20 protein-coding genes are annotated in these 21,913 nt (G+C 65.1%); 8 read left to right on the top strand and 12 right to left on the bottom strand.

The genetic code is table 11. The annotated features are described in order from the left end of the window. The first annotated feature begins 115 nt into the window (after positions 1 to 115). Genes AC5Y5E_RS16725 through AC5Y5E_RS16715 form a run of 3 tightly spaced genes read left to right on the top strand, consistent with a single transcriptional unit; the run spans position 116 to position 3,721 of the window. A complete protein-coding gene (locus tag AC5Y5E_RS16725; protein ID WP_499904008.1) occupies positions 116 to 1,579 on the top strand; it encodes an aldehyde dehydrogenase family protein in 1,464 nt (487 codons plus the stop codon). Positions 1,580 to 1,606: 27 nt separating this feature from the next. Beyond that, positions 1,607 to 2,458 (top strand): mycofactocin-coupled SDR family oxidoreductase, encoded by an 852-nt coding sequence (locus AC5Y5E_RS16720; RefSeq protein ID WP_067926124.1) that lies wholly within the window; start codon positions 1,607 to 1,609, stop codon positions 2,456 to 2,458. An 18-nt stretch (positions 2,459 to 2,476) separates the two neighbouring features. Further along, positions 2,477 to 3,721: a cytochrome P450 gene (locus AC5Y5E_RS16715; protein ID WP_067925904.1), complete on the top strand. Its 1,245-nt coding sequence runs from the start codon at positions 2,477 to 2,479 to the stop codon at positions 3,719 to 3,721. A 3-nt stretch (positions 3,722 to 3,724) separates the two neighbouring features. Here the strand turns inward: AC5Y5E_RS16715 and AC5Y5E_RS16710 are convergent, their stop codons facing one another. The 4 genes from AC5Y5E_RS16710 to AC5Y5E_RS16695 are packed head-to-tail and all read right to left on the bottom strand — an operon-like array spanning position 3,725 to position 7,660. Further along, positions 3,725 to 4,471 carry an SDR family NAD(P)-dependent oxidoreductase gene (locus AC5Y5E_RS16710; RefSeq protein ID WP_426626887.1) on the bottom strand — a complete coding sequence of 249 codons (747 nt, stop codon included), beginning with the start codon at positions 4,469 to 4,471 and terminating at the stop codon, positions 3,725 to 3,727. A 23-nt stretch (positions 4,472 to 4,494) separates the two neighbouring features. Next, positions 4,495 to 5,928, bottom strand: a complete 1,434-nt coding sequence (locus AC5Y5E_RS16705) for a class I adenylate-forming enzyme family protein (RefSeq protein WP_067925911.1) — start codon at positions 5,926 to 5,928, stop codon at positions 4,495 to 4,497. 6 nt (positions 5,929 to 5,934) lie between these two features. After that, complete coding sequence (locus AC5Y5E_RS16700) at positions 5,935 to 6,732, bottom strand: enoyl-CoA hydratase/isomerase family protein (protein ID WP_067925914.1); 798 nt, start codon at positions 6,730 to 6,732, stop codon at positions 5,935 to 5,937. Between the two features lie 10 nt (positions 6,733 to 6,742). Next, entirely contained in the window at positions 6,743 to 7,660 is a 918-nt protein-coding gene (locus tag AC5Y5E_RS16695) for an NAD(P)H-dependent flavin oxidoreductase (RefSeq protein WP_249025993.1), read from the bottom strand. Positions 7,661 to 7,845: 185 nt separating this feature from the next. On the opposite strand from AC5Y5E_RS16695, the gene AC5Y5E_RS16690 reads away from it, so the two are divergent. Next, positions 7,846 to 8,454 (top strand): TetR/AcrR family transcriptional regulator, encoded by a 609-nt coding sequence (locus tag AC5Y5E_RS16690; RefSeq protein WP_067926127.1) that lies wholly within the window; start codon positions 7,846 to 7,848, stop codon positions 8,452 to 8,454. Here the strand turns inward: AC5Y5E_RS16690 and AC5Y5E_RS16685 are convergent. From AC5Y5E_RS16685 to AC5Y5E_RS16665, 5 genes are read right to left on the bottom strand one after another with little or no spacing between them, the layout of a single operon-like run. Further along, entirely contained in the window at positions 8,451 to 9,569 is a 1,119-nt protein-coding gene (locus tag AC5Y5E_RS16685) for an acyl-CoA dehydrogenase family protein (RefSeq protein WP_067926130.1), read from the bottom strand. The genes AC5Y5E_RS16690 and AC5Y5E_RS16685 overlap by 4 nt on opposite strands. Positions 9,570 to 9,582: 13 nt before the next feature. Further along, a complete protein-coding gene (locus AC5Y5E_RS16680; RefSeq protein ID WP_499904007.1) occupies positions 9,583 to 10,350 on the bottom strand; it encodes an enoyl-CoA hydratase/isomerase family protein in 768 nt (255 codons plus the stop codon). A 25-nt stretch (positions 10,351 to 10,375) separates the two neighbouring features. Then, positions 10,376 to 11,662 (bottom strand): FAS1-like dehydratase domain-containing protein, encoded by a 1,287-nt coding sequence (locus AC5Y5E_RS16675; protein ID WP_083169559.1) that lies wholly within the window; start codon positions 11,660 to 11,662, stop codon positions 10,376 to 10,378. Between the two features lie 39 nt (positions 11,663 to 11,701). Continuing rightward, on the bottom strand, positions 11,702 to 12,853 hold the full coding sequence (locus tag AC5Y5E_RS16670; RefSeq protein WP_067925921.1) for an acyl-CoA dehydrogenase family protein: 1,152 nt from the start codon (positions 12,851 to 12,853) through the stop codon (positions 11,702 to 11,704). Then, entirely contained in the window at positions 12,853 to 13,905 is a 1,053-nt protein-coding gene (locus AC5Y5E_RS16665) for an acyl-CoA dehydrogenase family protein (protein ID WP_499904006.1), read from the bottom strand. Before AC5Y5E_RS16665 ends, AC5Y5E_RS16670 begins: the two co-directional genes overlap by 1 nt. 147 nt (positions 13,906 to 14,052) lie before the next feature. Here AC5Y5E_RS16665 and AC5Y5E_RS16660 point away from each other — a divergent pair, with 147 nt between their 5' ends. Further along, complete coding sequence (locus AC5Y5E_RS16660; protein WP_499904005.1) at positions 14,053 to 15,516, top strand: class I adenylate-forming enzyme family protein; 1,464 nt, start codon at positions 14,053 to 14,055, stop codon at positions 15,514 to 15,516. Continuing rightward, on the top strand, positions 15,513 to 16,652 hold the full coding sequence (locus tag AC5Y5E_RS16655) for an acyl-CoA dehydrogenase family protein (RefSeq protein WP_067925927.1): 1,140 nt from the start codon (positions 15,513 to 15,515) through the stop codon (positions 16,650 to 16,652). Before AC5Y5E_RS16660 ends, AC5Y5E_RS16655 begins: the two co-directional genes overlap by 4 nt. A 65-nt stretch (positions 16,653 to 16,717) precedes the next feature. Here AC5Y5E_RS16655 and AC5Y5E_RS16650 read toward each other — a convergent pair whose 3' ends face one another. Continuing rightward, a complete protein-coding gene (locus AC5Y5E_RS16650) occupies positions 16,718 to 17,503 on the bottom strand; it encodes a crotonase/enoyl-CoA hydratase family protein (RefSeq protein ID WP_499904266.1) in 786 nt (261 codons plus the stop codon). 16 nt (positions 17,504 to 17,519) lie between these two features. On the opposite strand from AC5Y5E_RS16650, the gene AC5Y5E_RS16645 reads away from it, so the two are divergent. Together AC5Y5E_RS16645 and AC5Y5E_RS16640 are read left to right on the top strand one after the other, a co-directional pair. Beyond that, on the top strand, positions 17,520 to 18,227 hold the full coding sequence (locus AC5Y5E_RS16645) for a TetR/AcrR family transcriptional regulator (protein ID WP_499904004.1): 708 nt from the start codon (positions 17,520 to 17,522) through the stop codon (positions 18,225 to 18,227). Positions 18,228 to 18,277: 50 nt separating this feature from the next. After that, positions 18,278 to 19,081, top strand: coding sequence for an enoyl-CoA hydratase/isomerase family protein (locus AC5Y5E_RS16640; protein ID WP_426626883.1), 804 nt, complete (start codon positions 18,278 to 18,280; stop codon positions 19,079 to 19,081). Between the two features lie 16 nt (positions 19,082 to 19,097). Here AC5Y5E_RS16640 and AC5Y5E_RS16635 read toward each other — a convergent pair whose 3' ends face one another. Together AC5Y5E_RS16635 and AC5Y5E_RS16630 are read right to left on the bottom strand one after the other, a co-directional pair. After that, positions 19,098 to 20,642: a class I adenylate-forming enzyme family protein gene (locus AC5Y5E_RS16635; RefSeq protein ID WP_426646471.1), complete on the bottom strand. Its 1,545-nt coding sequence runs from the start codon at positions 20,640 to 20,642 to the stop codon at positions 19,098 to 19,100. An 8-nt stretch (positions 20,643 to 20,650) separates the two neighbouring features. Continuing rightward, on the bottom strand, positions 20,651 to 21,859 hold the full coding sequence (locus AC5Y5E_RS16630; RefSeq protein ID WP_083169569.1) for an amidohydrolase family protein: 1,209 nt from the start codon (positions 21,857 to 21,859) through the stop codon (positions 20,651 to 20,653). Positions 21,860 to 21,913: the final 54 nt, after the last annotated feature.

Genomic DNA, 21,913 nt, shown 5'->3' with positions numbered 1-21,913 from the left:
GTTCTTGACTGCCAATGTAGGAAGCGGCCGGGCGCTTGCGAACCGTTCGGACACGCAAACGCCGCTTTCACTCGATCCATTGCCCCGCGGTCCTGGCCCACGAAAAATGACCAGCGTGCAGCGGACATTGCCAGACAGCCTTCCGCAGCCCCGACTCATCGTCGGTTCTGACGAACTGACGACAAGCGGCGGCGGCAGCTACGAGCACCATTACCCGGGGACCGGCGAGGTTCAGGCCGTCGTTCCGCTGGCGGGTACGGACGACGTCGACGCGGCCGTCGCGGCCGCCCGCGCAGCATTCTCCGGTTGGCGCGGTCTGGATCTCAATGGCCGTCGCGACATTCTGCAGGAGATCGCGCGGCGGTTGGTCGCTGACAGTGAGCGTTTCGCGGCCATCGCGACCCTCGAGATTGGCACACCGAACATGTTGGCCGGGATCGCCGCGCAGATGGCGGCGGACTGGTTCGACTACTACGCGGGCTGGATCGGTAAATCCGGCGGTGAGGTCGTGGCCGTACCTGCGGGCGGGGCCTTCGACTACGTCCTTGACGAACCGATCGGCGTGATCGGCGCCATCATCCCGTGGAACGGCCCACTTGTGGCGATGGGGATGAAGGTCGCCCCCGCGTTGGCAGCGGGCAACTGCGTGGTGCTCAAGCCGCCCGAGAACGCTCCCTTCAGTGCGCTGCGCTTCGCCGAGATCGCCGCGTCGGCGGGGCTGCCGGCGGGTGTTCTCAACGTGATCCCCGGCGACGGCACTGCGGGTGCCGCGCTATGCGCGCACCCAGGCGTCGACAAGATCACCTTTACCGGCGGCGGTGAAACCGCCCGGAAGGTGTTGACCGCCGCGGCCCAGGCGCTCACTCCGGTCGTTCTGGAACTGGGCGGGAAGTCGGCCAACATCGTCTTTCCCGACGCGGATCTGGACGCGGCAGCGCAGATGGCGGTCGGGGCCGGGCTGATGACGTTGTCGGGTCAGGGCTGCATGCTGCCCACCCGATTGCTGGTGCACGGCGACGTGTACGACGACATGGTTGCCCGAGTCGTCGCGGGCGCGGAGACGCTCAGCGTCGGCGATCCGTGGGATCCGACCACCCTGATGGGACCATTGGCCACCGCAGCTCAACTCGAACGAGTTACTGCGGCAGTCGATTCCGCGATCGCCGGCAAGGCCGGCAAGCTGCTCGGAGGTGGCGCACGGCCGGCGGCCCTGGATAAGGGATACTTCTACCGGCCGACCGTGTTCGGCGACGTCGATCCCTCGAGCGAATTGGCCCAAAAGGAAATCTTTGGCCCGGTGCTGAGCGTCCTGCGGTTCGACACCGACGATGAGGCCATCGAACTGGCCAACAACACCCCGTACGGCTTGGCGGCGTACGTACACACGCGCGACCTGCGGCGCGCCCATGTCATCGCCGGCGCACTCGACGCGGGTGGCGTTGCGGTCAACGGCTTTCCGATCGTGCCGAGCAGCGCCCCGTTCGGCGGCGTCAAGCAGAGCGGGTTCGGCCGCGAAGGCGGGATCTGGGGTCTGCGCGAGTTTCAACGCACCAAGAACGTCTATATCGGTCTGCAGTAAGAACTTACAGAAGGGGTGAACGCCGCGATGGGCAGGGTTCAGGACAAAGTCGTCTTCATCACCGGCGCAGGCGTCGGGCAGGGACGCTCGCACGCTGTCGCGTTGGCGAAAGAAGGCGCCGACATCGTCGCGGTGGATGTCTGCCATCAGGTCAGCGACAGGGTGCAATACTCCTACGCGACGGAAGCCGATCTCGACGAGACGCGAAAGCTGGTCGAGAACACCGGACGTCGCTGCCTGACAGTCGTCGCCGACGTGCGGGACAGCACGGCGATGAAAGATGCTGCTGCGCGGGCGGTCCGCGAGTTCGACCACATCGACGCCGTCTGCGCAAATGCCGGCGTCTGCACGTTCCACAAGGAAGGTTCCCTGAGCATCACCGAGGACGTATACGACCTCATCGTCGACACCAATCTGAAAGGTGTGTGGAACACAATCCAGGCGACCGCACCTCGCCTGATCGAGGCGGGTGGCGGATCGATCGTCATCACCAGTTCCGCAGCCGGAATCCGCGGACAGGTGCCCTACGCGCACTATGTGGCCGCCAAGCATGGAGTGGTCGGGCTGATGAAAGCGTTCGCCAATGAGCTTGCGCCTCATCGCATCAGAGTCAACACGATCCACCCAACCGGCGTGCTCACCGCCATGGGCGGAGACCCCAGCGCATTCGAATGCGCCGAACCGCAGCCGCTGTTCATTCAGGGTGCCGCGAACGTCCTGCCGGATCTCGATGCGCCTGCCGGTCACCCTTATTCGCCCATTCCTGTTCTTGCCGCGGAAGAGATCTCCAAGACGGTGCTGTTCCTGTTATCCGATGATGCGCGTTACATCACAGGTGTCCAGCTGCCCGTCGACGCGGGAAACGTCAACAAGCCCTAGACCGCAAAGAGGTAACAGATGACGATGTTCGATGACCGCACGATCACGGACTTCGACCACCACTCCCCGGAGTATGCGGAGAACTCGCGGTCGATCAACGCGAGTCTGCGCGCGCAGTGCCCCGTCGCGCATACCGATGCCCACGGCGGCTTCTACGTCATCAGCCGGTACGAGGATGTCGTCGCCGCGGCGAAGGACGACGAAACCTTCGCGTCGGGCCATGAGGTGAACGGGATCGGCCCGCTCGGCGTCACCATCCCTCCGTCACCGGTCCCGATGTTCCCGATCGAGATGGACGCGCCGGACTACCTGCCCTATCGCAGGCTCCTCAACCCGCTCTTCTCGCCCGCCGCCAGCAAGGCTTGGGAACCGCGCGTTGAGAAGTGGATCGACATCTGCCTGGACCAAGTCATCGAAACGGGCTCCTTCGACATCGTCGACGACCTCGCGAACCCGGTTCCATCGCTATTCACCTGCGAGTTCCTCGGCCTGCCCGTTGAACATTGGCGCGACTACGCCGAAGTGCAGCACGAGATCATCTACACGCCGCCCGAGGAGCAGGAACAGGTGCTCGTTCGGTACCTGGAAGTGATCGGTCGAGTGTTCGGCATGATCACCGAGCGTCGAGCCAAGCCCGAGAAGGACGGCCTCATCAGCACACTGGTCACCACCGAGATCGACGGTGAGCCAGTTCCCGACGAGATGGTGCTGTCGATGGTCAACCTTGTGATGGCCGGCGGGTTCGACACCACCACCGCGGTCACCGCCAATGCGCTCATCTACCTGGCGGATAATCCCCAAGCACGTCAGCAGCTGATCGACAACCCCGACATGATCCCGCAGGCATGCGAGGAATTCCTCCGGTATTTCACACCGCAGCAGGGCCTGGCGCGCACCGTCACGAAGCCGGTGACCGTCGGTGACGTGGAGCTCAAGCCCAACGACAGGGTCCTGCTGAGTTGGGCATCGGCAAACCAGGACGAATCGGCCTTCGACAATCCAGACGAGGTAGTTCTGGATCGATTTCCCAACCGGCACACCACATTTGGCATCGGAATCCATCGCTGCCTGGGTTCACATATCGCACGCATCGAGTTGGCCACCATGGTGCGCAGGGTGCTGGCGCGCATGCCCGACTACAAGGTGAACCATGATGGTGCCCGTCGCTATCCGAGCATCGGCGTGATCAACGGGTGGATCAACGTGCCCGCGACCTTCACGCCGGGCGAACGGCTGAGCAACGAGCGTCTGCCCGGCGCCTGAGCACTACTTCGCGGTGAATCCGCCGTCGAACGGAATCACGGCGCCGGTCAGCGCTCTACCGTTGGGCCCGACGAGCACCAGCAGGAATTGCGCGACTTCACCAACATTGGCAAGACGGTCCAACAGCGGTCCGCCGGAGAGGCTTACGGCGTCGCGTAGTTGCGCGAGCTGCTCGTCGGTGAGGTTGCCGTACTCGACCGGCTCCATTCCACCGGGGCACACACAGTTCGCGCGAATACCGTACGCCGCGTAGTCGACCGCAGTGGTCCTCGTCATCGAGACCAGGCCGCCCTTGGCGGCTGCGTAGGCGGCACTGCCCTTGAAGCCCACCAACGCCACCATGGAACCGACATTGACGACGGCACCGTCGCGGCGTTGCATCATCGACGGCAGCACCGCCCGGGTGAATAGAAAGGGGCCAGTGAGATCGACGGCCAGGAAGCTGTCCCACTCGTCGAGCGGCGTCTCGTGCAGCGGATGGGGCGCCGCGTGCAGTCCGGCGTTGTTGATCAAAATGTCGACGCCGCCGAACGCTTGGATCGATTGCGCGGCAGCGCGGTTCGCGGTGTCGGGCTTGGCCACGTCACCGGCCACGACCAGCACGCGCCCACCGTTCACTTCGATGACACCGGCGACCTCCTCGAGCTTCTCCGCACGTCTGCCGACCAGTGTGACCGCAGCGCCTTCCCGCGCGAACAGCGTCGCGGTCGCCGCCCCGAGTCCTGTTCCTGCACCGGTGATCACGGCCACCTTGCCGTCAAGCTGTCCCACGTTCAGCTGCCACCTTTCAACTGACCTCGGACGACCTTTCCCATCGGGTTGCGTGGCAGCCGGGTGATGACGAACTCGTCCGGAACCTTGCTGTGAGACAGCACCTCACGGGCTTGCAGACGCACCTGGGCGATGTCCACGGTGCCCCCTGGCGCCGTCTCGACGTATGCGACGATGCGTTGGCCCAGCCTCTCGTCGTCCTCCCCGACCACGGCAACGTCGCGCACTCCAGGCAGCTGGCCGAGCACGCTCTCGAGCTCGGCCGCGTTGACGTTCACCCCGCCGCGGACGATCACATCGGCGGTGCGTCCGTTCACGTGCACCGCCCCATCGGCATCTACCCAGCCGTAATCCCCTGTACGGAGACACCTTTCAGCGCCCGGCCGGGGTGCGAACCCGTCCGGCGTCCACGTGCCCGCGGCCGGCAGGTACATGTTGGCCCAGGCTCCACTTACGGCGGCGGACACCGTCAGTGCGCCCTGCTGACCAACGACCAACCGGCGGCCATGCTCGTCGCACGCGTGGACCGCGAGGTGTGGCAGTGGCTTGCCGGCTGAGCCCGCGGCATGCGGTACCTCGGGGTCCTCGATGCATACGACTCCCGGCGCTTCGGTCATGCCGTAGGAGCCGATGAGCCGACGACCGAACTTCGATTCGAAAGCACTGCGCAGCGGTTCCGAGAGTCCCGCGGCCCCCGTCCCTGCCACCCGCAGTGAGGCCAGCATGTCCGCGGTGATCTCGTCGTCGTGGACCAGGTCGTAAATAGTTGCCGGAACGAGCGCGTTCACCATGGTCAGCTTACGGTCGCGGCACGCGTAGGCGACGCCACGCGCGTTCATTCGCTCGACCGCCACGCAGGTGGCTTGGGCGAACAGCGCGGGCAGCGCGCCAACGGCGATCAGATTGTGGATGCTCATCGGAAGGACGACGCCGATCCTGTCGTCCGCACGCAACTGGGCTTCAGCCAGCACCGCGGCGAGGAGGGACACTGCTGACCGGCTGTGCACGAACGCCTTTGGTGTGCCGGTGGTTCCGCTGGTGAAGCCAATCGCGCACGGCACCGAGGGATCGGGAGGTGGGGCGTCGAACGTGTCGTCGGCCGCCAGCGACGGCAGGTCCTGCTCGGTGATCGTCAGCGTGGGCGTGACGAGCGCGCGCTGCCGTTGACGTTCGGCCTCAGGAGCGGCGGGGTTGACACCTACCCAGATCGCGCCCGTCATCGCGCACGCGAGGTAAACCTCCACCGAAGCAACCGAATTCGGCAGCATCACCGCGACACGATCTCCCAGGTCCACCCCGAGCCGAGCCAGACCGGCCGCCATCTGTTGGACCGAGGTTGCGAGCTCTTGGTAACTCATCGATCGCCGAGAGTCCTCCAGCGCAACGCCGCGTGGGTCGGGCCGGTCCAGGAGCGCAAGGAAGTCGGGCGCCGTCATCGTTGGCTAATCGGTCTTCCAGTTCGGCGCTCTTTTCTCGGCGAACGCACGGAACCCTTCGGTGAAATCCGGGTGGTGCCATTGGGTTTTGACCAAACCGAAGCCATACTCGACGGCCTGCGAGTAGGGCATCTCGAGCGAAGCCCAGACCGCCTGCTGCGACAGTGACACTGCGTGCGGCGAGTTGAGGGTGATGTCGTGGGCGATCTGCCGCGCGGTCGCAAGCAGTTCCCCCGGCTCGGTCAGCTCATCTACCAGCCCGAGATCGTATGCGCGTTGGGCAGAGAGCCGGAAGGCTCTGCCCTGCAGGGTCATTCGCAACGCGGTGCCCAGTGGCAACCGTTTAGCCAACCCCACGTTTTCAGGACCACCGACCATCCCGACATTGACGTGGCTGTCCAGAAAGACCGCGTTCGTGGAGGCGACGATGATGTCCGCGTCGACGACAAAATGCAGTCCGGCGCCCACCGCCATGCCGTTCACCGCGCACACCGTGGGCTTCCAGACGTTGTTGTGGCGCGATGTCAGTCCGACGTCTTCGCTCATTCGTCCGAGTCCCACGCCGACACCGCCGCGCTGGTTGACGCCGTTCAGATCGGCACCGGTGCAGAAGTGTCGTTCACCGGCCCCGGTGATCAGCACGCAACGGATGGCGGGATCCTCTGCGATATGCCGCCACGCCTGCTGGAACCACTTCAGGATTGCCGGTGTCAGGGCGTTGCCATGGTCGGGCCGATTCAGTGTGATGTGGGCGATGTGGTCCGCAACGTGGAACAAGACCTCACCTTCGGGTGGCGCATCCATCGTGCTCCTCTCAGGCCAGCGCTTCGTCGACCAGTCGCGCGACGTCAGCCATATCGGGGGTTCTGCATGCCGCGACGTACTCACGCCGTAGCCGGGCGACAAGCTCTGCGACCGTAGGGATGTCGTCGATGAGGTCGATACCCTGCCCCGCCGACCAAAGGTTCTTCCAGGGCTTCACACCGTCGGGTAGGTGTGTGTGATTGATCTTGCCCGCTACGGCAGGCTTGGGAAGAGCGGACGGGTCGAGCCCCACCGTGGTCATCGATTCCGTCATCCAGTTGGCCCCCACTCCGGCGATGTCTGGGGTGTACAGCAGGTCCGTGGAGGAGGCGCGCAAGATCATGGCCTTGTACTCGTCCGCGGCCATCGACTCCCTGGTGGCGATGAAACGCGTACCGAGATACGACAAGTCAGCACCGAGGATCTCTGCGGCGCGAATCACCGCGCCATTGGAGACCGCGCCAGCCATCACGATGACGCCGTCGAACATGCTTCTTATCTTGGGAATCAGCACGAGGTGGCTGATCGTCCCGGAATGCCCGCCTCCGCCGGCGCCGATGCAGGTCAGTCCGTCGACGCCAGCCGCGATCGCCTTCTCCGCGAATCGAATCGTCGTCACGTCGTGGAAGATCACTCGGCCCATGTCATGCACCCGTCGCGCGAGCGTCGCGGGATTGCCGGTCGCCGAGATGATGATCTCGACGCCGTAGCGCTCGCACACGCCCAGATTCTCGGCCAGCTCGTCCTCATCGAGGAACGTCGCGAGGTTGACCGCCAGCGGCCCGACCCGCGCTGTCGGATTCGTTTCCGAATACACGTCGAGTTCCTCGCGGATGGCGCGCAACCAGGCGTCGAAAACCTCGATCCCGCGTGCATTCTGCCTCGGCAGCGCGCCGACGATGCCCGCCTTGCACGCTTCGGTGACCAACTGCGGGCCCGATACCAGAAACATGGGTGCGCAGATCGCGGGCAGCGTCAGATTCTGCCGTAACCGGTGGTCGAGGGCCATGACGTCACGTTATCGCCGGAAAAAGCCCCTCAGCCAGTGCCGTAGCTGAAAACGGGACTTCGGGTGGCTACCCTGTAGCCAAGAATGGCGATCGGAGAATGACGATGGCGTCGGCCACCGTGACCACACAGAAGGCTCAGGACGAACGCAGCAGACTGCTGACGGCGGCGATGGAGGTGCTCCAGCGCAGCGGCTGGTGGGGGTTCAAAGTCGAAAGCGTGCTTCGGCAGGCGAAGCTCTCGACGCGAAGCTTCTACCGGTATTTCGACAAGAAGAGCGACCTGTTGCTCGCGCTGCTCGAATACGAAGTCGGTGGGGCGGCCATTCACCTGCGCCGAGTTGCCGACGCAGCGAGTACCCCGCCGGAGAAGGTCCGCGCATGGTTGGCCGCGACCATCGACATGGCGTACCTGGAAGACCTAGCGAAGCCGTCGTCGCTGTTCGCGTCGCATTGGCGGGAGCTGCTGCCCGAGTATCCCGACGAACTCGAGCGCGTCACCGAGCGCCTGATCGCACCGCTGGCCGAGGCCATTCGGGCAGGCAAGGACGGCGGCGACTTTCACTCAGACGACCCCATCGCCGATGCGAAGGCGATCTATTTTTTGGTCGCAGGCATGACCGCCGACCAGGCTGCCGCGGGCGGCCCCATTCCCCGCGAAGAGTTGGAGCATATCGTGATGCCGTTCATCAGCCGCGCCCTCGGCATGCATTAGATTCCGACCAGCGCCGCCAACCGTTCGCGTTGCCATGCCGGGTCGCCGAAGAGGATCTCCGACGTCTTGGCACGCTTGAAGTACAGGTGGGCGGGATGTTCCCAGGTGAAGCCGATCCCACCGTGGATTTGGATGTTCTCCCCCGCGACACGGGTATAGGCCGCCGAGCAGTGTGCCTTGGCCAGCGCCGCGGCTACTAACGCCTCGTCGTTGCCGTCATCGAGAACACCGGCCGCGTAGTAGGCCGCCGATCGGGCCGATTCCACGTCCACGAGCATGTCGGCGCACTTGTGCTTGATGGCCTGGAAACTTCCTATCGGCCTGCCGAACTGGATGCGGACCTTCGCATACTCAACCGCCATGTCCAGGCAGCGCTGGGCTCCGCCAACCTGTTCGGCGGCCACTAAGATCGCCGCGATCGCCATGGCCCGCTCGAACACGGCCTCACCGTCGGCGTCGCCGGCCAACGGGCGAGCCGGAGCGGAGGCGAGCTCGACGCGTGCCTGGGGCCGCGTCATGTCCAGCGTGCTCAGCGCCGTGACAGTCACCTCCGGTGAGTTTGCCTCCACTACGTAGAGATTGACAGTGCCGAGCGGCGACCGCGCCGAGGTGATCAATATATCGGCGTGCTGTCCGTCGACGACGTACATCTTTACGCCTGTCAATCGGACCCCGCCGCCAACGCCTGCCTCCGCAGTCACCTCCGCCGCGGATGCACCCCAGCTTCCGGACTGCTCGGCGATGGCCAACGTCCCGATGCAATCGCCCGACGCCAACCCCGGAAGGTACTGGGTCTTGAGTTCGTCGTCCTCGGAAAGCATGACCGCGCCTGCCGCCGCCACAGTCGACACCAACGGCGCGACCAGCAGCGCCGCGCCGGCGCGCTCTGCGACCAGCGCGAAATCGAGGAATCGGAAACCACCGCCACCGTATGCCTCCGGCACGATCAGACCCGGGAGGCCCAGTTGCCCGGCCATCTGTGACCACACCGCCGGATCCGCTGCGCCGCCTTCGGCCATCAGGCGCCGCACCTCGGTTTCTGGCGAGCGCTTGTCGAAGAACGCCGCGGCGGCGCCGGTCAACTCGTGTTGTTCCTCGGTAAGCGTGAAACTCATCATCCCTCCGCGCTCAGTTGCCGGTGAAATCCGGCTCGCGTCGTTCGACGAACGCACGGAGGCCTTCTTTGAAATCGGCACTCCGCACGGTGGCTTCGACAGATTTGGTCTCCTGCGACAGCGCCGCGTCCAGCCCGTCTAACGCGGGGTTGTTGAGCAGCTTTTTGGTGTGACCGAGCGAATACGTCGGCCCCGAGGCCAGTTCCGTCGCCAACTCTTCGGCCACCTGCTCAAGGGCATCCGGCGCGACGGCGGCATCGATCAAACCCCATTCCACGGCCGTCGCCGCATCGATTGCGGTGCCCCGGAAGAGCATCTGGCGGGCCCTGCGCAAACCCACCAACCGGGGCAGCAGGAACGACCCGCCGCTGTCCACCGAAAAGCCACGTTTGCAGAACGGTTCGACGAACGCGGCATCGGTGGCCGCGACGACGAAATCGCACACCACGGCCAGATGCAGACCCAGTCCGATCGCCTTGCCCTGCACGGCGCTGATGGTCGGCACGGGGCAGTTCCACACCGCAGAGATGAGTCCGTGGGCACCGGCCTCCAACGAGCGGGTCAAGTGGCCGGTGCGGGGTTTGCCCTGATCGGCGTTCGCAGAGACCAGATCCGCGCCTGCGCAGAAGTTGCGACCTTCCGCGCGAATCAGAATCGCGCGCACGTCGCCACCACCATCGACCGCCCGGATCTCGCCGAGCAACGCCGCGCATTCCTGTTGCCGCAACGCATTTCCCTTGTCTGGCCGGTTCAACGTCAGGATCAACGCGGAACCGACCACCGCCGCCGTGATCCCCGCGGAAGCGTCACGCATTGTTGGACTTCAGTAGTTCGCCGTGGCGCTCGAAAATGCGCACGGCGTCCCGCTGCAGATCCTTCGGCGCATCCGGCAGCATGGCGGCGCCGAGTTCTCGGCTGGGGAGGCTGATGGTCGCATCGGCTTGCGCCGTGGTGTCACCGCGCTGGTTCTGCACCTCGACGGCGACGTCGATCAGCATCAGGCCATCCTCTTGCCGCTTGCCGTCGACCTTACCGGTGAGGTACTGAATGTCGCCCTGGTAGTTGAACTTCCGGATCTCGTCGTGCTGACGGACCACGAAGCCGCCATCGCCCATCCAGTCGGTGAGGAAGTGGTGAATCCAGCATTCACGCAACACGCCGTAGTCGTAGGCCCTTGGGTTGCCGATGGCCTTGGCCCATTCGGAATCCCAGTGCACGCGCTGTGCGACGTCGGGCACGCCGTACTCGTTGTCGATGTAAAACGCCGGGATTCGGCGGCGGTTCTGGTACGCCAACCTACCCGTCTTCAGCCCATAGGGCACAAAACCGTAACCGCCGGCATGGAATACCACCATGTCGGTGGTAGTGAGTGGTCCTTTGGCCATCGTCCCCATCTCCTCGCCGACGACGACGTCCTCCCAGTACCGCGGTTCGGCGCCACGCACCTTTTCGGCAGCGTAGATCTCGTCCAGCGCGGCGATGTCCTCTTTGGTGTAGGACGGATCTTCGATCGCGCTGTACTTGCCCTTCTCGCGGGCTTTCTTGCGTTCGGTGTAGATCACCAAGGTTCGGTAGACGCCCACGACCTCGGCGTGCTGGTTCATCTTCACGTCTCGCAGCACACGTATCACCGATCGCCCGGCGAAGTCCGACGTTTTCTCCTCGACGGACTCCAGCCCTGAGAAGCTGTACAGGGTGTCACCGGGATAGACGGGGCGATACCACTCCCATGTCCCGCCGGACACGAAGGCATGTATCCCGCGATAGCTGCCGCCACGCAGTTCTTTCGGCAGCTTGTCGCCGCGTAGCGGCGCGTTGAGGACAGCGGCCATGATTTGCGGCGCGATCTGGCCGCCCCATCGCGTCGCCCGGCCGTAGTCCGGGTCGGTGTAGAGCGGATTGTCGTCGCCGTAGCCGTGCGCGAAGTTGCGGATCGCCTCGGGGGTAGCGGTAGCGATGAGCTCCTGACTGCGCGCGGCAGCCCACACCCTTAGCGCCGCACGGTCTTTGGCGATATCGGCGTCGTCGATCTCGGCCGACGTCGCTTCCTTGAACTTTTCCGACGTGGTGTCCGTGTTCGTGGCTTGGGTCATGGAGGGCTCCTGGTTGGCGGGTGAAGGATGTGGCTCGTGTCAGGCGTTCGCACCGACGATGTCGTCGCGCGGCAGCCCCAGTACTTGCTCGGCGATGGTGTTGCGCTGGATCTCTGCGGTACCCGCACCGATCGTGGAGGCTCTGGTGGCGAGGAAACCGGTTACCCAGCGGCCACGCTGCACCGAGTGCTTGTCATCCGGCGACAGCATCGCGGGTGCACCGATCAGGTCGACGGCCAGTTCGTGCAGCCGTTTTTCGAACTCGGTGAACATCAACCGGCCGATCGAGGACACCGGCCCTGGGTCGGACCCGGCGAGTACCGTGCTCAGCGTCCGGGTGTTGTTAAGGACGACCAGCCGCACGTCTATCTCGATGCCGGCCAACAGTTGGCGGACCCGTGGGTCGCCTGTGCGGCCCAGTTCCGCTGCCAGAGCGTGTATTTCGTCGACGATCCGGCGATATCGCATGCCTTGCGCGACACCTGCCGTCGATCGCTCGTGGCCCAAACTCGTGCGGGCGATCTTCCAGCCCTCGTTTTCCTGCCCGACTCGATTCGCGACGGGAACACGGACTTGGTCGAGGAATATCTCGCAGAACGACGAGCCGCCAGTCATGTCACGAAGGGGGCGCACCGTGACACCCGGTGATGCCATGTCGATCAGCAGGTAACTTATCCCGTCTTGGCGCGATTCGCGCGACCCGGTGCGCACCAAGGCGAACAACCAATCGGCGTTGCGCGCATTGGTGATCCAGATCTTCTGCCCGGAGACGACGTACGCGTCGCCGTCGCGATCGGCACGAGTGCGCAGACTGGGCAGGTCCGAACCCGCCTCTGGTTCGGAAAAGCCTTGCACCCAGATGCTATCGCCGCGTAGACCAGCGCGCAGGAATCGTTCGCGTTGCTCGTCGGTGCCGTGCTGGATGATCGTCGGGCCCACCACGAAGATTCCTGCCCCCGGGTGCGCGGGCCGTCGCACCTTGGCGAATTCCTCGTGATAGATCACCTGCCCGGTCAGCGACAGTTCCATGCCGCCCCAGCGCTTTGGCCACGACGGCGCAGCGATACCCTCGTCGACCAGCAATGCCGACCACCGACGCTGCCAGGCCAGCCGCTCTGCGGGATCCTTCGGTGCGCGCCCAGGGTCGTTCGCCCGAAGAAAAGCGCGCAGCTCTTCCCTGAACCCTGACATCACACCGCCTCCACGAGTGGTGAAAGAGCTCCTATTGCAAGCAGTTTCGATCTATCGAAGTCATGTCGGGTGGTCAGTGCACGTCGCAAATGCAGGTGCACGCCGGTCTCCCAGGAATACCCCATCGCCCCGTGAAGGTGAATTGCGGTCTCAGCGACCTCGATCGCGGCACGCGGCACCCAGCGCGCGGCCGACGCCACGGTGGCCGAGGCGGTGTCGGCACCGTCTTCACAGGCGACCGCCGCCAACTGCACGGCCGCACGCGCCTGTTCGGTCGCGATGTACATGTCGGCGAGCCGGTGCTTGATGGTCTGAAAACTGCCGATCGGACGGCCAAACTGCTGACGGCCCTTGGCGTGATCGATCGTCTTGGTCAGGAGGGCCTGCATGCCGCCCACGAGTTCGGCCGCGGTGAGCAACGCCAGTTCACGCCGGTGTGCGGTCCAGTCGCCGATCCGCAGGATGTCGACCGGGCGCGCGCCTTCCAGATCGACCGTTGCGGTGGGTCTCGTCGGGTCCGCAGCCGACCGGCGGACCGGCGGCGGCAGCGCCGCCGTGTCCAGCACGACGATCGCCGACTCGCCTGCGCCACAGTCCCGCGCCGGCAGCGCGACCGCGTCGGTCTCGTCGTCGTCAGGAACACAGGCTCGTCCGCTCACGACCCCCGCTTCGGATAGTTCGACCGTGTCGAAACCGCACAGTGCGGTGATCCTCGAGCCACCGCACAGCGCATCGAGAAAGCCCGTGGATTGCTCATGAGCACTCCACGCCGAGGCAAGGACGATCGTCGCCGCGGCAGGCTCGGGTACCAGGACCGCGCCCACCTTCTCGGCGACGACAGTGGCTTCTAACAGGCGCGCGCCGATTCCGGCAGGTTCGGGTACCCGCAAGGCCGGCAGGCCCATCTCACACAGGGCCGCCCACCGCTGACGATCGGCGGTTCGAGACGTCATCGACGCTGCGGTGATCGCCTCGGCATCGCTCCGCCGCGCGAAGAACTCCGCAATGGCGTCGGCGAGCGCCAGGACGTCGCCATCCATTTCGAAATTCACGCATTCCAGGGAACTAGGCCGGTAACCGTGAGCGCAATATCTACGGGCGTTTTGGCGGGCAAATGCCGTTCTCAGTTCTGGACCGGCGCAAACGGGTCCGGAGCTCGTACGGTCGTCATAGCGACAACGTTGCGAGGAAGGGCAAGCATGAGCGCGGCGCCGGTATCAGGCCAGACGGGCGTGGAGGACATCCTTGGCCGGCTGGCGAGACTGGCACCGGCGAGCACGGCCCTGATCGTCGACGGGTTGGAGTACCCGTTCGGGCAGCTCGCCGAGGCGTCCGAGCGGGTCTCCAAGCAGCTGACCCCGGGCACCAGGGTGCTGGTGCGGTTGGGCAACAACGCGGCCTCGGTCGTCGCGATCCACGCGGCGTGGCGCGCGGGGTGTTCTGTCGTCGCCGCAAGCACGATGGTGCCGGAGTCCGAAGTGCGGCGGCGGCTGGCCGAGACGTCGGCGGCCGCACTGGTGACGCCGGCCACCTGCGGTGGTCTGGATGTCGACTTCGCCGACACCGAGGTTCGTGACGGCGCACCGGTCGGCGAGGCGGTGGTCATGTTCACGTCGGGCACCACCGGCACGCCGAAGGGCGCGTCGTTGACGTTCTCCGCCTTGCGCGGATCGGTGGCGGGGATCGCTACGGGCAATGGGCTCGACGGTGACGGCCGCCCCCCGCGACAGCCTGCACGTGGACCGCGCATCGTACTGGTACCAATCGCTCACATGGGCGGCTTCCTTGGCATGCTCACCGCATGGTGGCTTGGTAAACCGGCGCTGCTCGTCGAAAAGTTTTCGCCCGAGCGGGTATTCGACCTGGTCGAGCGGTATCGCCTCGGTGTGCTGGGCCTGACGCCAGCGATGGTGTGGGAGCTGGCTGCGTCCGACGGTGCGAGCGGGCTGCCTGGAGTGGACTACGTGATCGTCGGTACCGCAGCGATTCCCGAAGCGACGCGTCGTGCATTCGAACAGAAATACGGCGTACCCGTGCTGCGTAATTACGGGCAGACCGAGTTCGCCGGGGCGATTGCCTTCGAGCGGCCCGCCGACGTCGCCGCGGGTAAGCGCCCCGACGGCACCGTAGGCCGGGTCGCACCCGGAGTAGAGGTCGCGATCCTCGGCCCCGACGGCGCACCGGTGCCGGTCGGTGAGGTCGGCGAGATATCGGCGCGCGCCGCATCGGCCATGTCGGGTTATCTGGGTGCCGACGGTCAACCCACTAGCCCCGGAACTTGGCTGCGCACCGGCGATCTCGGATTCATCGATGACGGCGGATTCCTGTTCGTCGTCGGCCGGGTACGAGACATGGTGGTGTGCGGAGGATTCAACATCTATCCCGCCCAGGTGGAGGCGGCCCTCAACGATCTCGCGCAGATCGCAGATTCCGCGGTTGCCGGTGTTCCCGACGAGAGGCTGGGCGAGGTTCCGGTCGCAGCTGTCGTGCTGCAGCCCGGCGCAACCGCTGACGCTGAGACGATCCGGCGGGCGCTGCGCGCCGTGCTTGCCGCATATGAGTTGCCTCGTCGCATCGCATTCGTCGACGCCATCCCGCGCCTTGATTCGGGCAAGGTCAACCGCGAAGAGGTCGCACGACTCGTGGAAAGCCGGCGGCAATGACGGTATCTGACACGGTAGCTCTGACCGATCTGGACGACAACGAATTTCGCGATCGCTTACGTCGATGGTTCATGGCGAACCCGGCTCCTGAGCTCGCGGCCTGCGCGTCGGTCGGCGACGACCGCGACGCGGACTATCTAGCGGCCCAGCGGCTGTGGCAAAAGCGGCTTGCGGGAGCCGGCCTGGCTTGTATCGCATGGCCGACCGCATATGGCGGCCAGGACGCGACCCCGATGCAGCAGTTGATTTTTCACGAGGAACACCAACGCGCGGGCGGGCGTGGTGGCGAACCGTTCTTCGTCGGGATCGGCCACGCCGGCCCCACGATCATCTCCGAAGGCACTGAGGAGCAACGCCGCCGCTGGCTGCCCGGCATCCTCACGGGCGATCTGATTTTTGCTCAATGCTTCTCCGAACCCGGCGCCGGGTCTGACCTCGCGGCCATCACGACCAGGGGTGTGGTCGACGACGACCATGTGGTAGTAACCGGACAGAAGATCTGGAACTCCCGCGCCCACAATGCCGATATGTGTGAACTGCTGGTGCGTACTGATGCCTCGAATCGGTACGGCGGGCTGACGTATCTCATCGCCGACATGCGCACACCGGGAATCACCGTGCGTCCGATCACAGCGATCACCGGCAGACCCGAATTCTGCGCGGTGTTCTTCGACGGCGCGCGCATCCCGCTGGAGAACGTCCTCGGAAAAATCGGCGCGGGATGGAAGGTGGCGACCACCACGCTGCTGTTCGAGCGCAGCACGGCATTCGCGGCCACCGTCATCGGATTGCAGCGGATCGTGGCGCAGCTGGCCGAAACCCATGCGGACAATCCTGCCCTGATGGATCGCCTACAGGAGCTCGCCGACGACGTGTTCGCCGTGCGGGCGCTGCTGTACAAGACCGTCTCCGAGCAACAACAGGGCGGCGAGCCCGGCCCTGCCAGCAGCGCGCTGAAGTTGGTCGCCACCGAGCTGAACCACAGGATCCGCAAATTCGGTGTGCTGGCGAATCTCGACGAGGTCGAGCAGTATTTCGAATCGTTCGGATTGCGGATCGGCGGCGGGACATCCGAGGTGCAACGCAACATCCTTGCCGAGCGCGTACTCGGCTTGCCGAAAGAGGCCCGGCGGTAACGAGTCTGGACTCCCGGGCGGTGGACAAGCTAGCTCGACGACGCACAGATCACGAAGTGGACCGGTCAGCTGTTCGTCCATTTGGGTGGCCGCTTCTCGGCGAAGGCTACCGCGCCCTCTTTGGCGTCGTTTGACGCGAAAACAGGTCCAATGATTTCGAATTGGCGGCGCCATACCTCATCGGCCGGCCATTCGCGCGACTCGATCATCACCCGCTTGGTCGCCGCGACGGCGAGCGGCCCGTTGGCGGTGATCTCCTCGGCCAGCGCGATCGCTCCGCCCAGGGCGCCACCCGGTCCGGTCAGCACGTTGACCATCCCCAACTCGTGCGCGCGGCGCGCCGGGAGGTTAGCGCCGGTCAGCGCCAGTTGCATGGCGATCGCCGCCGGTATCCGCTGCGGCAACCGGATCAATCCCCCGCCGCCCGCCACCAGGCCGCGCTTCACCTCGGGAATGCCGAAGGTGGCGTCATCGGCCGCGACGATCAGATCGGTGGCCAGGGCCACCTCGGTGCCACCCGCGAGGGCGTAACCTTCGACCGCGGCGATCAGCGGTTTGACCGGAGGCCGTTCCGTGAAGCCGAGGCCCCGGCCTTCCACCGCGACGCTCTCCCCGCGCGCGAAGGCCTTGAGATCCATTCCGGCACAGAATGATCCGCCAGCACCCGTGATGATGCCGACTGACAACGCGGGATCGCCGTCCAGCCGGTCGGTGGCCGCGCCGAGACCATGGCTCACCGCGGCGTCGATCGCGTTCTTCGCATGCGGGCGATTGATCGTGATGATGAGGATGCGGTCGCGTTGCTCAACAAGGACTGGATCGTTGGCGTCTGAATTCACGGCTAACAGCATAATAGTATGACTGATAGTGACGGCGGCGGCCTCGTGGCAATGCACCTGGCGACAACCCGATTGCCGCCCTCGGCGTAATCCACCGACATGCCTCCTATACGCGTATGGTCATTGCGTGGCCAAGCGGCTAACCCCAGTCGAGCGGGCACCGCTCACACGCGAACTGATCGCCTCCGTCGCGGCGGACCTCATCCGGACCGAGGGCATCGAGTCGCTCACGATGCGCACGGTCGCCGCGAAGCTCGGCGTGTCGGCAATGGCCCTCTACCACCACGTGGATGACAAGGACGAAATCGTGCGCCTGGTCGGCGATCAGATCCTCGCCAAGATCAAACTCCCGGACCCCGACACCGGCGACTGGCGTCAGCTGCTCATCGACACGGCCATCGACACTCACGAGGCGCTGCGCAGCGTGCCGGGCATGACAACCGTTCTGCTGACGCGCAAGATGCTTCCCAACGCGCGGCGAATCGTGTCGTTCTGCCTGAGGCAGTTCGAACGTGCCGGCCTGACCAGGGCGGAAGCGAATGTCGCCTATGCCGGATTGCATCAGCTCAGCGTGGGCCGGCTCCTGATCGAGACGAGTCCGAACTTCGAGGTGCACTCGGAGCTGGCCGACGATGCGGAACTCGCCGCCTATATGAAGGCGCTACACGACCGATCGTCGTTCGAGCAGGCGGTATCGGCACTGCTCGATCATTACGACCACAAACGGCGGGCGTGATATACACGTAAACTATACGTCGTAAGAGGCTGCTACCGACGAGGAGACCGATGCCCACCTTCGAAGAAGTGGACTACGGACTCCCTGAGGGGATCCTCGTGAAGGCCGCCGGACCGATCCGGCTGGTGACCCTCAACCGTCCCGACGACCTCAATGGCGCCAATCGGCCCATGCACCGAGCGCTCGCGAAGGTGTGGGGTCACCTCGATGAGGACGCCTATGCGCGCGCCGTCGTCCTCACGGGTGCCGGGCAGGCGTTCAGCGCTGGAGGCGACTTCGGCTACATGCAGGAGAACATCGACGACGAGGCGATGCGCGCGCAGACCATGGCCGAGGGCAGGGCCATCATCGAGGGAATGGTGCGTTGCCGCCTCCCGGTGGTGGCGGCCGTGAACGGGCCCGCGGTAGGCCTCGGGTGCAGCCTCGCCGTCCTCTCGGACATCGTGCTCATCGCCGAGGGCGCCTTCCTCGCCGATCCGCATCTGCGTATGGGCCTCGTCCCCGGGGACGGGGGCATGTCGTGGCCGACTCTCATCGGCTTGTCGCGGGCGAAAGAGTACCTGTTTCTCGGGGGCCGTATCCCCGCGGACGAGGCAGTCCGGCTCGGCTTGGCGAGCCGCACGGTAGCGGCGCAGTCCCTGCTGGACGAAGCGCTCACTCTCGCAACGAAACTGGCGAGCATGCCGCCGGCCGCGCTCAGGCAGACGAAACGGGCGCTGAACTCCTATCTGGAGGTCCAGCTCGAGCACGCGTTCGCGCGCGGGCTGGACGGCGAACTGGTGAGCATGGGCTCCGACGAACACCGGGATGCGGTTGCGCGCGCCCGAAACAAGGCCGCTGGCCGGAGCCGCTGAGACCGCGGCCGGCAGCTCAGGCCCGCTCGGAGCGCAGGACGCGCCGCATGATCTTGCCGGTCGCCGTTTTCGGTATCTCGTCGAGGATCGCAACGCTGCGTGGGTACTTGTAGGCGGCCATGCGCTGTCGGCAGAACTCGATCAATGCGTCGGCGTCTACGACGTGGCCCTCGCGCAAGGAAACGAATGCCTTGACCGTCTCGCCTCGATAGGGATCGGGTTGACCGACGACAGCAGCCTCCCGGACGGCGTCGTGCGTGTACAACACGTCTTCGACCTCGCGCGGCCAGACCTTGTATCCGCTGGCCACGATCATGTCCTTCGTGCGGTCCACCAAATAGAACCAGCCCGCGTCGTCGACGTAGCCGACGTCGCCCGTCAACAGTCGCCCATCTCGGAACGCCGCTGCCGTCTGATCCGGCTGATTCCAGTAACCCGGCACGACCTGCGGTCCGGACACGGCAATTTCGCCGATTCGACCGGGCGGCAGCTGCCGGCCCTCGTCATCGAGCACGACGACGTCGACGCCCGGCATCGGCTTGCCGACTGCCAGCGCACCGGTCTGGGGATCGACCGGTGCTTGTTCGCCCATGGGCACAGCGAGCACCGGGCAGGTCGTCTCCGTCATCCCATAGACGTTGTGGATGTAGGTGCCGAAGCGATCCCGGAAGCGCTCCAGCACCCCGGCAGCCACGGGCGCCCCGCCCGAGGCGATGGTGGTCAGGCTGGCCAGATCCGCCCGTGTCGCGTCGGACTCGACGAGGGCGATGAACGCCGTGAGCGCACCCACCGTGAACGTAGGCCGGTGACGGCGAACCGCGTGCAGGACGACGTCGGGACGAAATCGGTTGCACAGCACCAGCGCACCGCCCGCGGCGATCGCAGCAGCGATGTGTCCGGTCAGCCCCGTCACATGGAACAACGGGGCGATTCCGAGCACCGAGTCGCGGTCGGCGAGCGCAAACCATTCACGGTAACTCTTCCCACCCGTGGCAATGTTGCCGTGAGTGTTCATGGCGCCCTTCGGCTTTCCCGTCGTACCCGAGGTGTACGTGATGGCCGCGACGTCCGAGCACACCGGAACCCGACGATCTGGGCACTGACCCGGGTGTTCGGCGATGAGGGCGTGCAGGTCGTCGCTCGGATGCTGCCAATCGACTGCGCTGGTGGTGATCACCTGCTCGACCGACCGTCCGGCGAGGGCATCCGCAAGCTCTCCTGTGTACAACTCGTCGAGCGCGATCAGCACCCGGGGCGTGGCATCGTCCGTGAGTTTCACGACCTCGCCCGGCGTGAGCATCGGGTTGATCGGCACCGCCACGCCGCCGAGCTTCCAGATGGCCAGCAGCGCGATGACGTACTGGGGCACGTTCTGCAGACACAGCGCCGCGCGGTCACCAAAACCGAAACCTTGCTGCGCGAGCGCAACCGCCAAACCGTCGCTGGCAGTGTCGACTTCACCGTACGTCAGCACCGTGTCGAAGTACGCCAGCGCCGGTCGGCCCGGCGCATCGGAGGTCCACCGCCAAAAGGCGTCGAGCAACGTGAGTTCGTTGTTCACACAAACGCCTAATTGGTGCCCTCGGTCAGCTTGATGCCGTTCTCCCGCAGGAAATTGCGCTTCTTCACATCATCGAGGCCCTCGACCTTATTGTAGAAGTCGGCGGGCTCGCGCAGACCTTCCGCGTGCGGCCAGTCCGACCCCATCAGCAGGGTCTCGTCGGTGCCGAGCTTTTCGATCATCGCCATGGTGTCGTCCTCGGGGTAGGGCACCACCCGAACATGCTTCTTGAAGATCGCGCTGGGGCGCTCCGTCAGCTGGCCGCCGAGCCACCGGCCGTTGCGCGCCATCCCACGACTCTTGTCCATGTGGCGGATGAAGTGCGGCACCCATTCGGCGCCGAACTCGCTGACGAGCACCTTGATATTGGGGTAGCGACCGAAGATGTTGTCGAAGATGAGCGCCGAGATCGTATCGGTGATCGGTCGCTCCCCGTACGTGTTCTGCCACTGCCACGCCGAGAACTGGAACGGCGGAACCAGGCCCCAGCCCCAATCGGAGGCGATGTTGTCCTGATAGTAGAACTCCGCGATGTGATAGCACACAACGGCTTTGGCCTCATTGACCCGCGCCCAGAACGGATCAAAGTACGGATCACCCGGCGAGCGTCCGTACGCCGGCCCAGCCGGCAGCACGATGAACCGCGCGCCCGCGTCGAGAACCCGGTCGAGTTCCTCGCATGCGCGGTCCAGGTCGCGCATGGACATAAGCGCGGGGGCATAGATCCGATTCTTGAAGTTGAAGCCCCAGTCCTCGTTGATCCACTTGTTGAAGGCTTCGATGTTGTCGTAGAGCGGATCGATGCCGCGCAGGTATTGCTCGGCCATGAGCGTCCAGCCACCGGGGTACATGATCGCCCGTTCTATCTGCTGTTCGGTTAGTTGCGCCAGCCGCGCATCCCGGTCCAGGTACTCGATTTGCAAAGGTTCGTAGAAGCGGTCGGTGTCGGCGGCGTCACCAGCGGCGCGATGTTTGAGCATCTCGATAAGTGAGCCCGGCACATAAGCCTGATTCAGATCGTTCTCGAGCGCGGTGACGATCTGATCGTTGGCCAGCAGCACCTTGCGTCCCGATGGCGCGACGATCGGCCGAACAGCGGTGTCCAATTTGGCCTTCGGCATGAAGCGGGTGAAGCAGTCCTCCGCTTCGTACGAGTGCTGGTCGAAGTCGGTCAGCTGGTAGGGCAGTTCGCCGACCGTGTTCTCGATGAGTGCCATGGCGGATGTCCTTTCGCCGTCCGATTTCTTCCAATGTCTTCGACTATACATGTA

Source organism: Mycobacterium sp. NGS54 (assembly GCF_059812465.1).
Note: the sequence above shows the minus strand (reverse complement) of the source record. Positions and strands in the feature narration are given on the sequence as shown.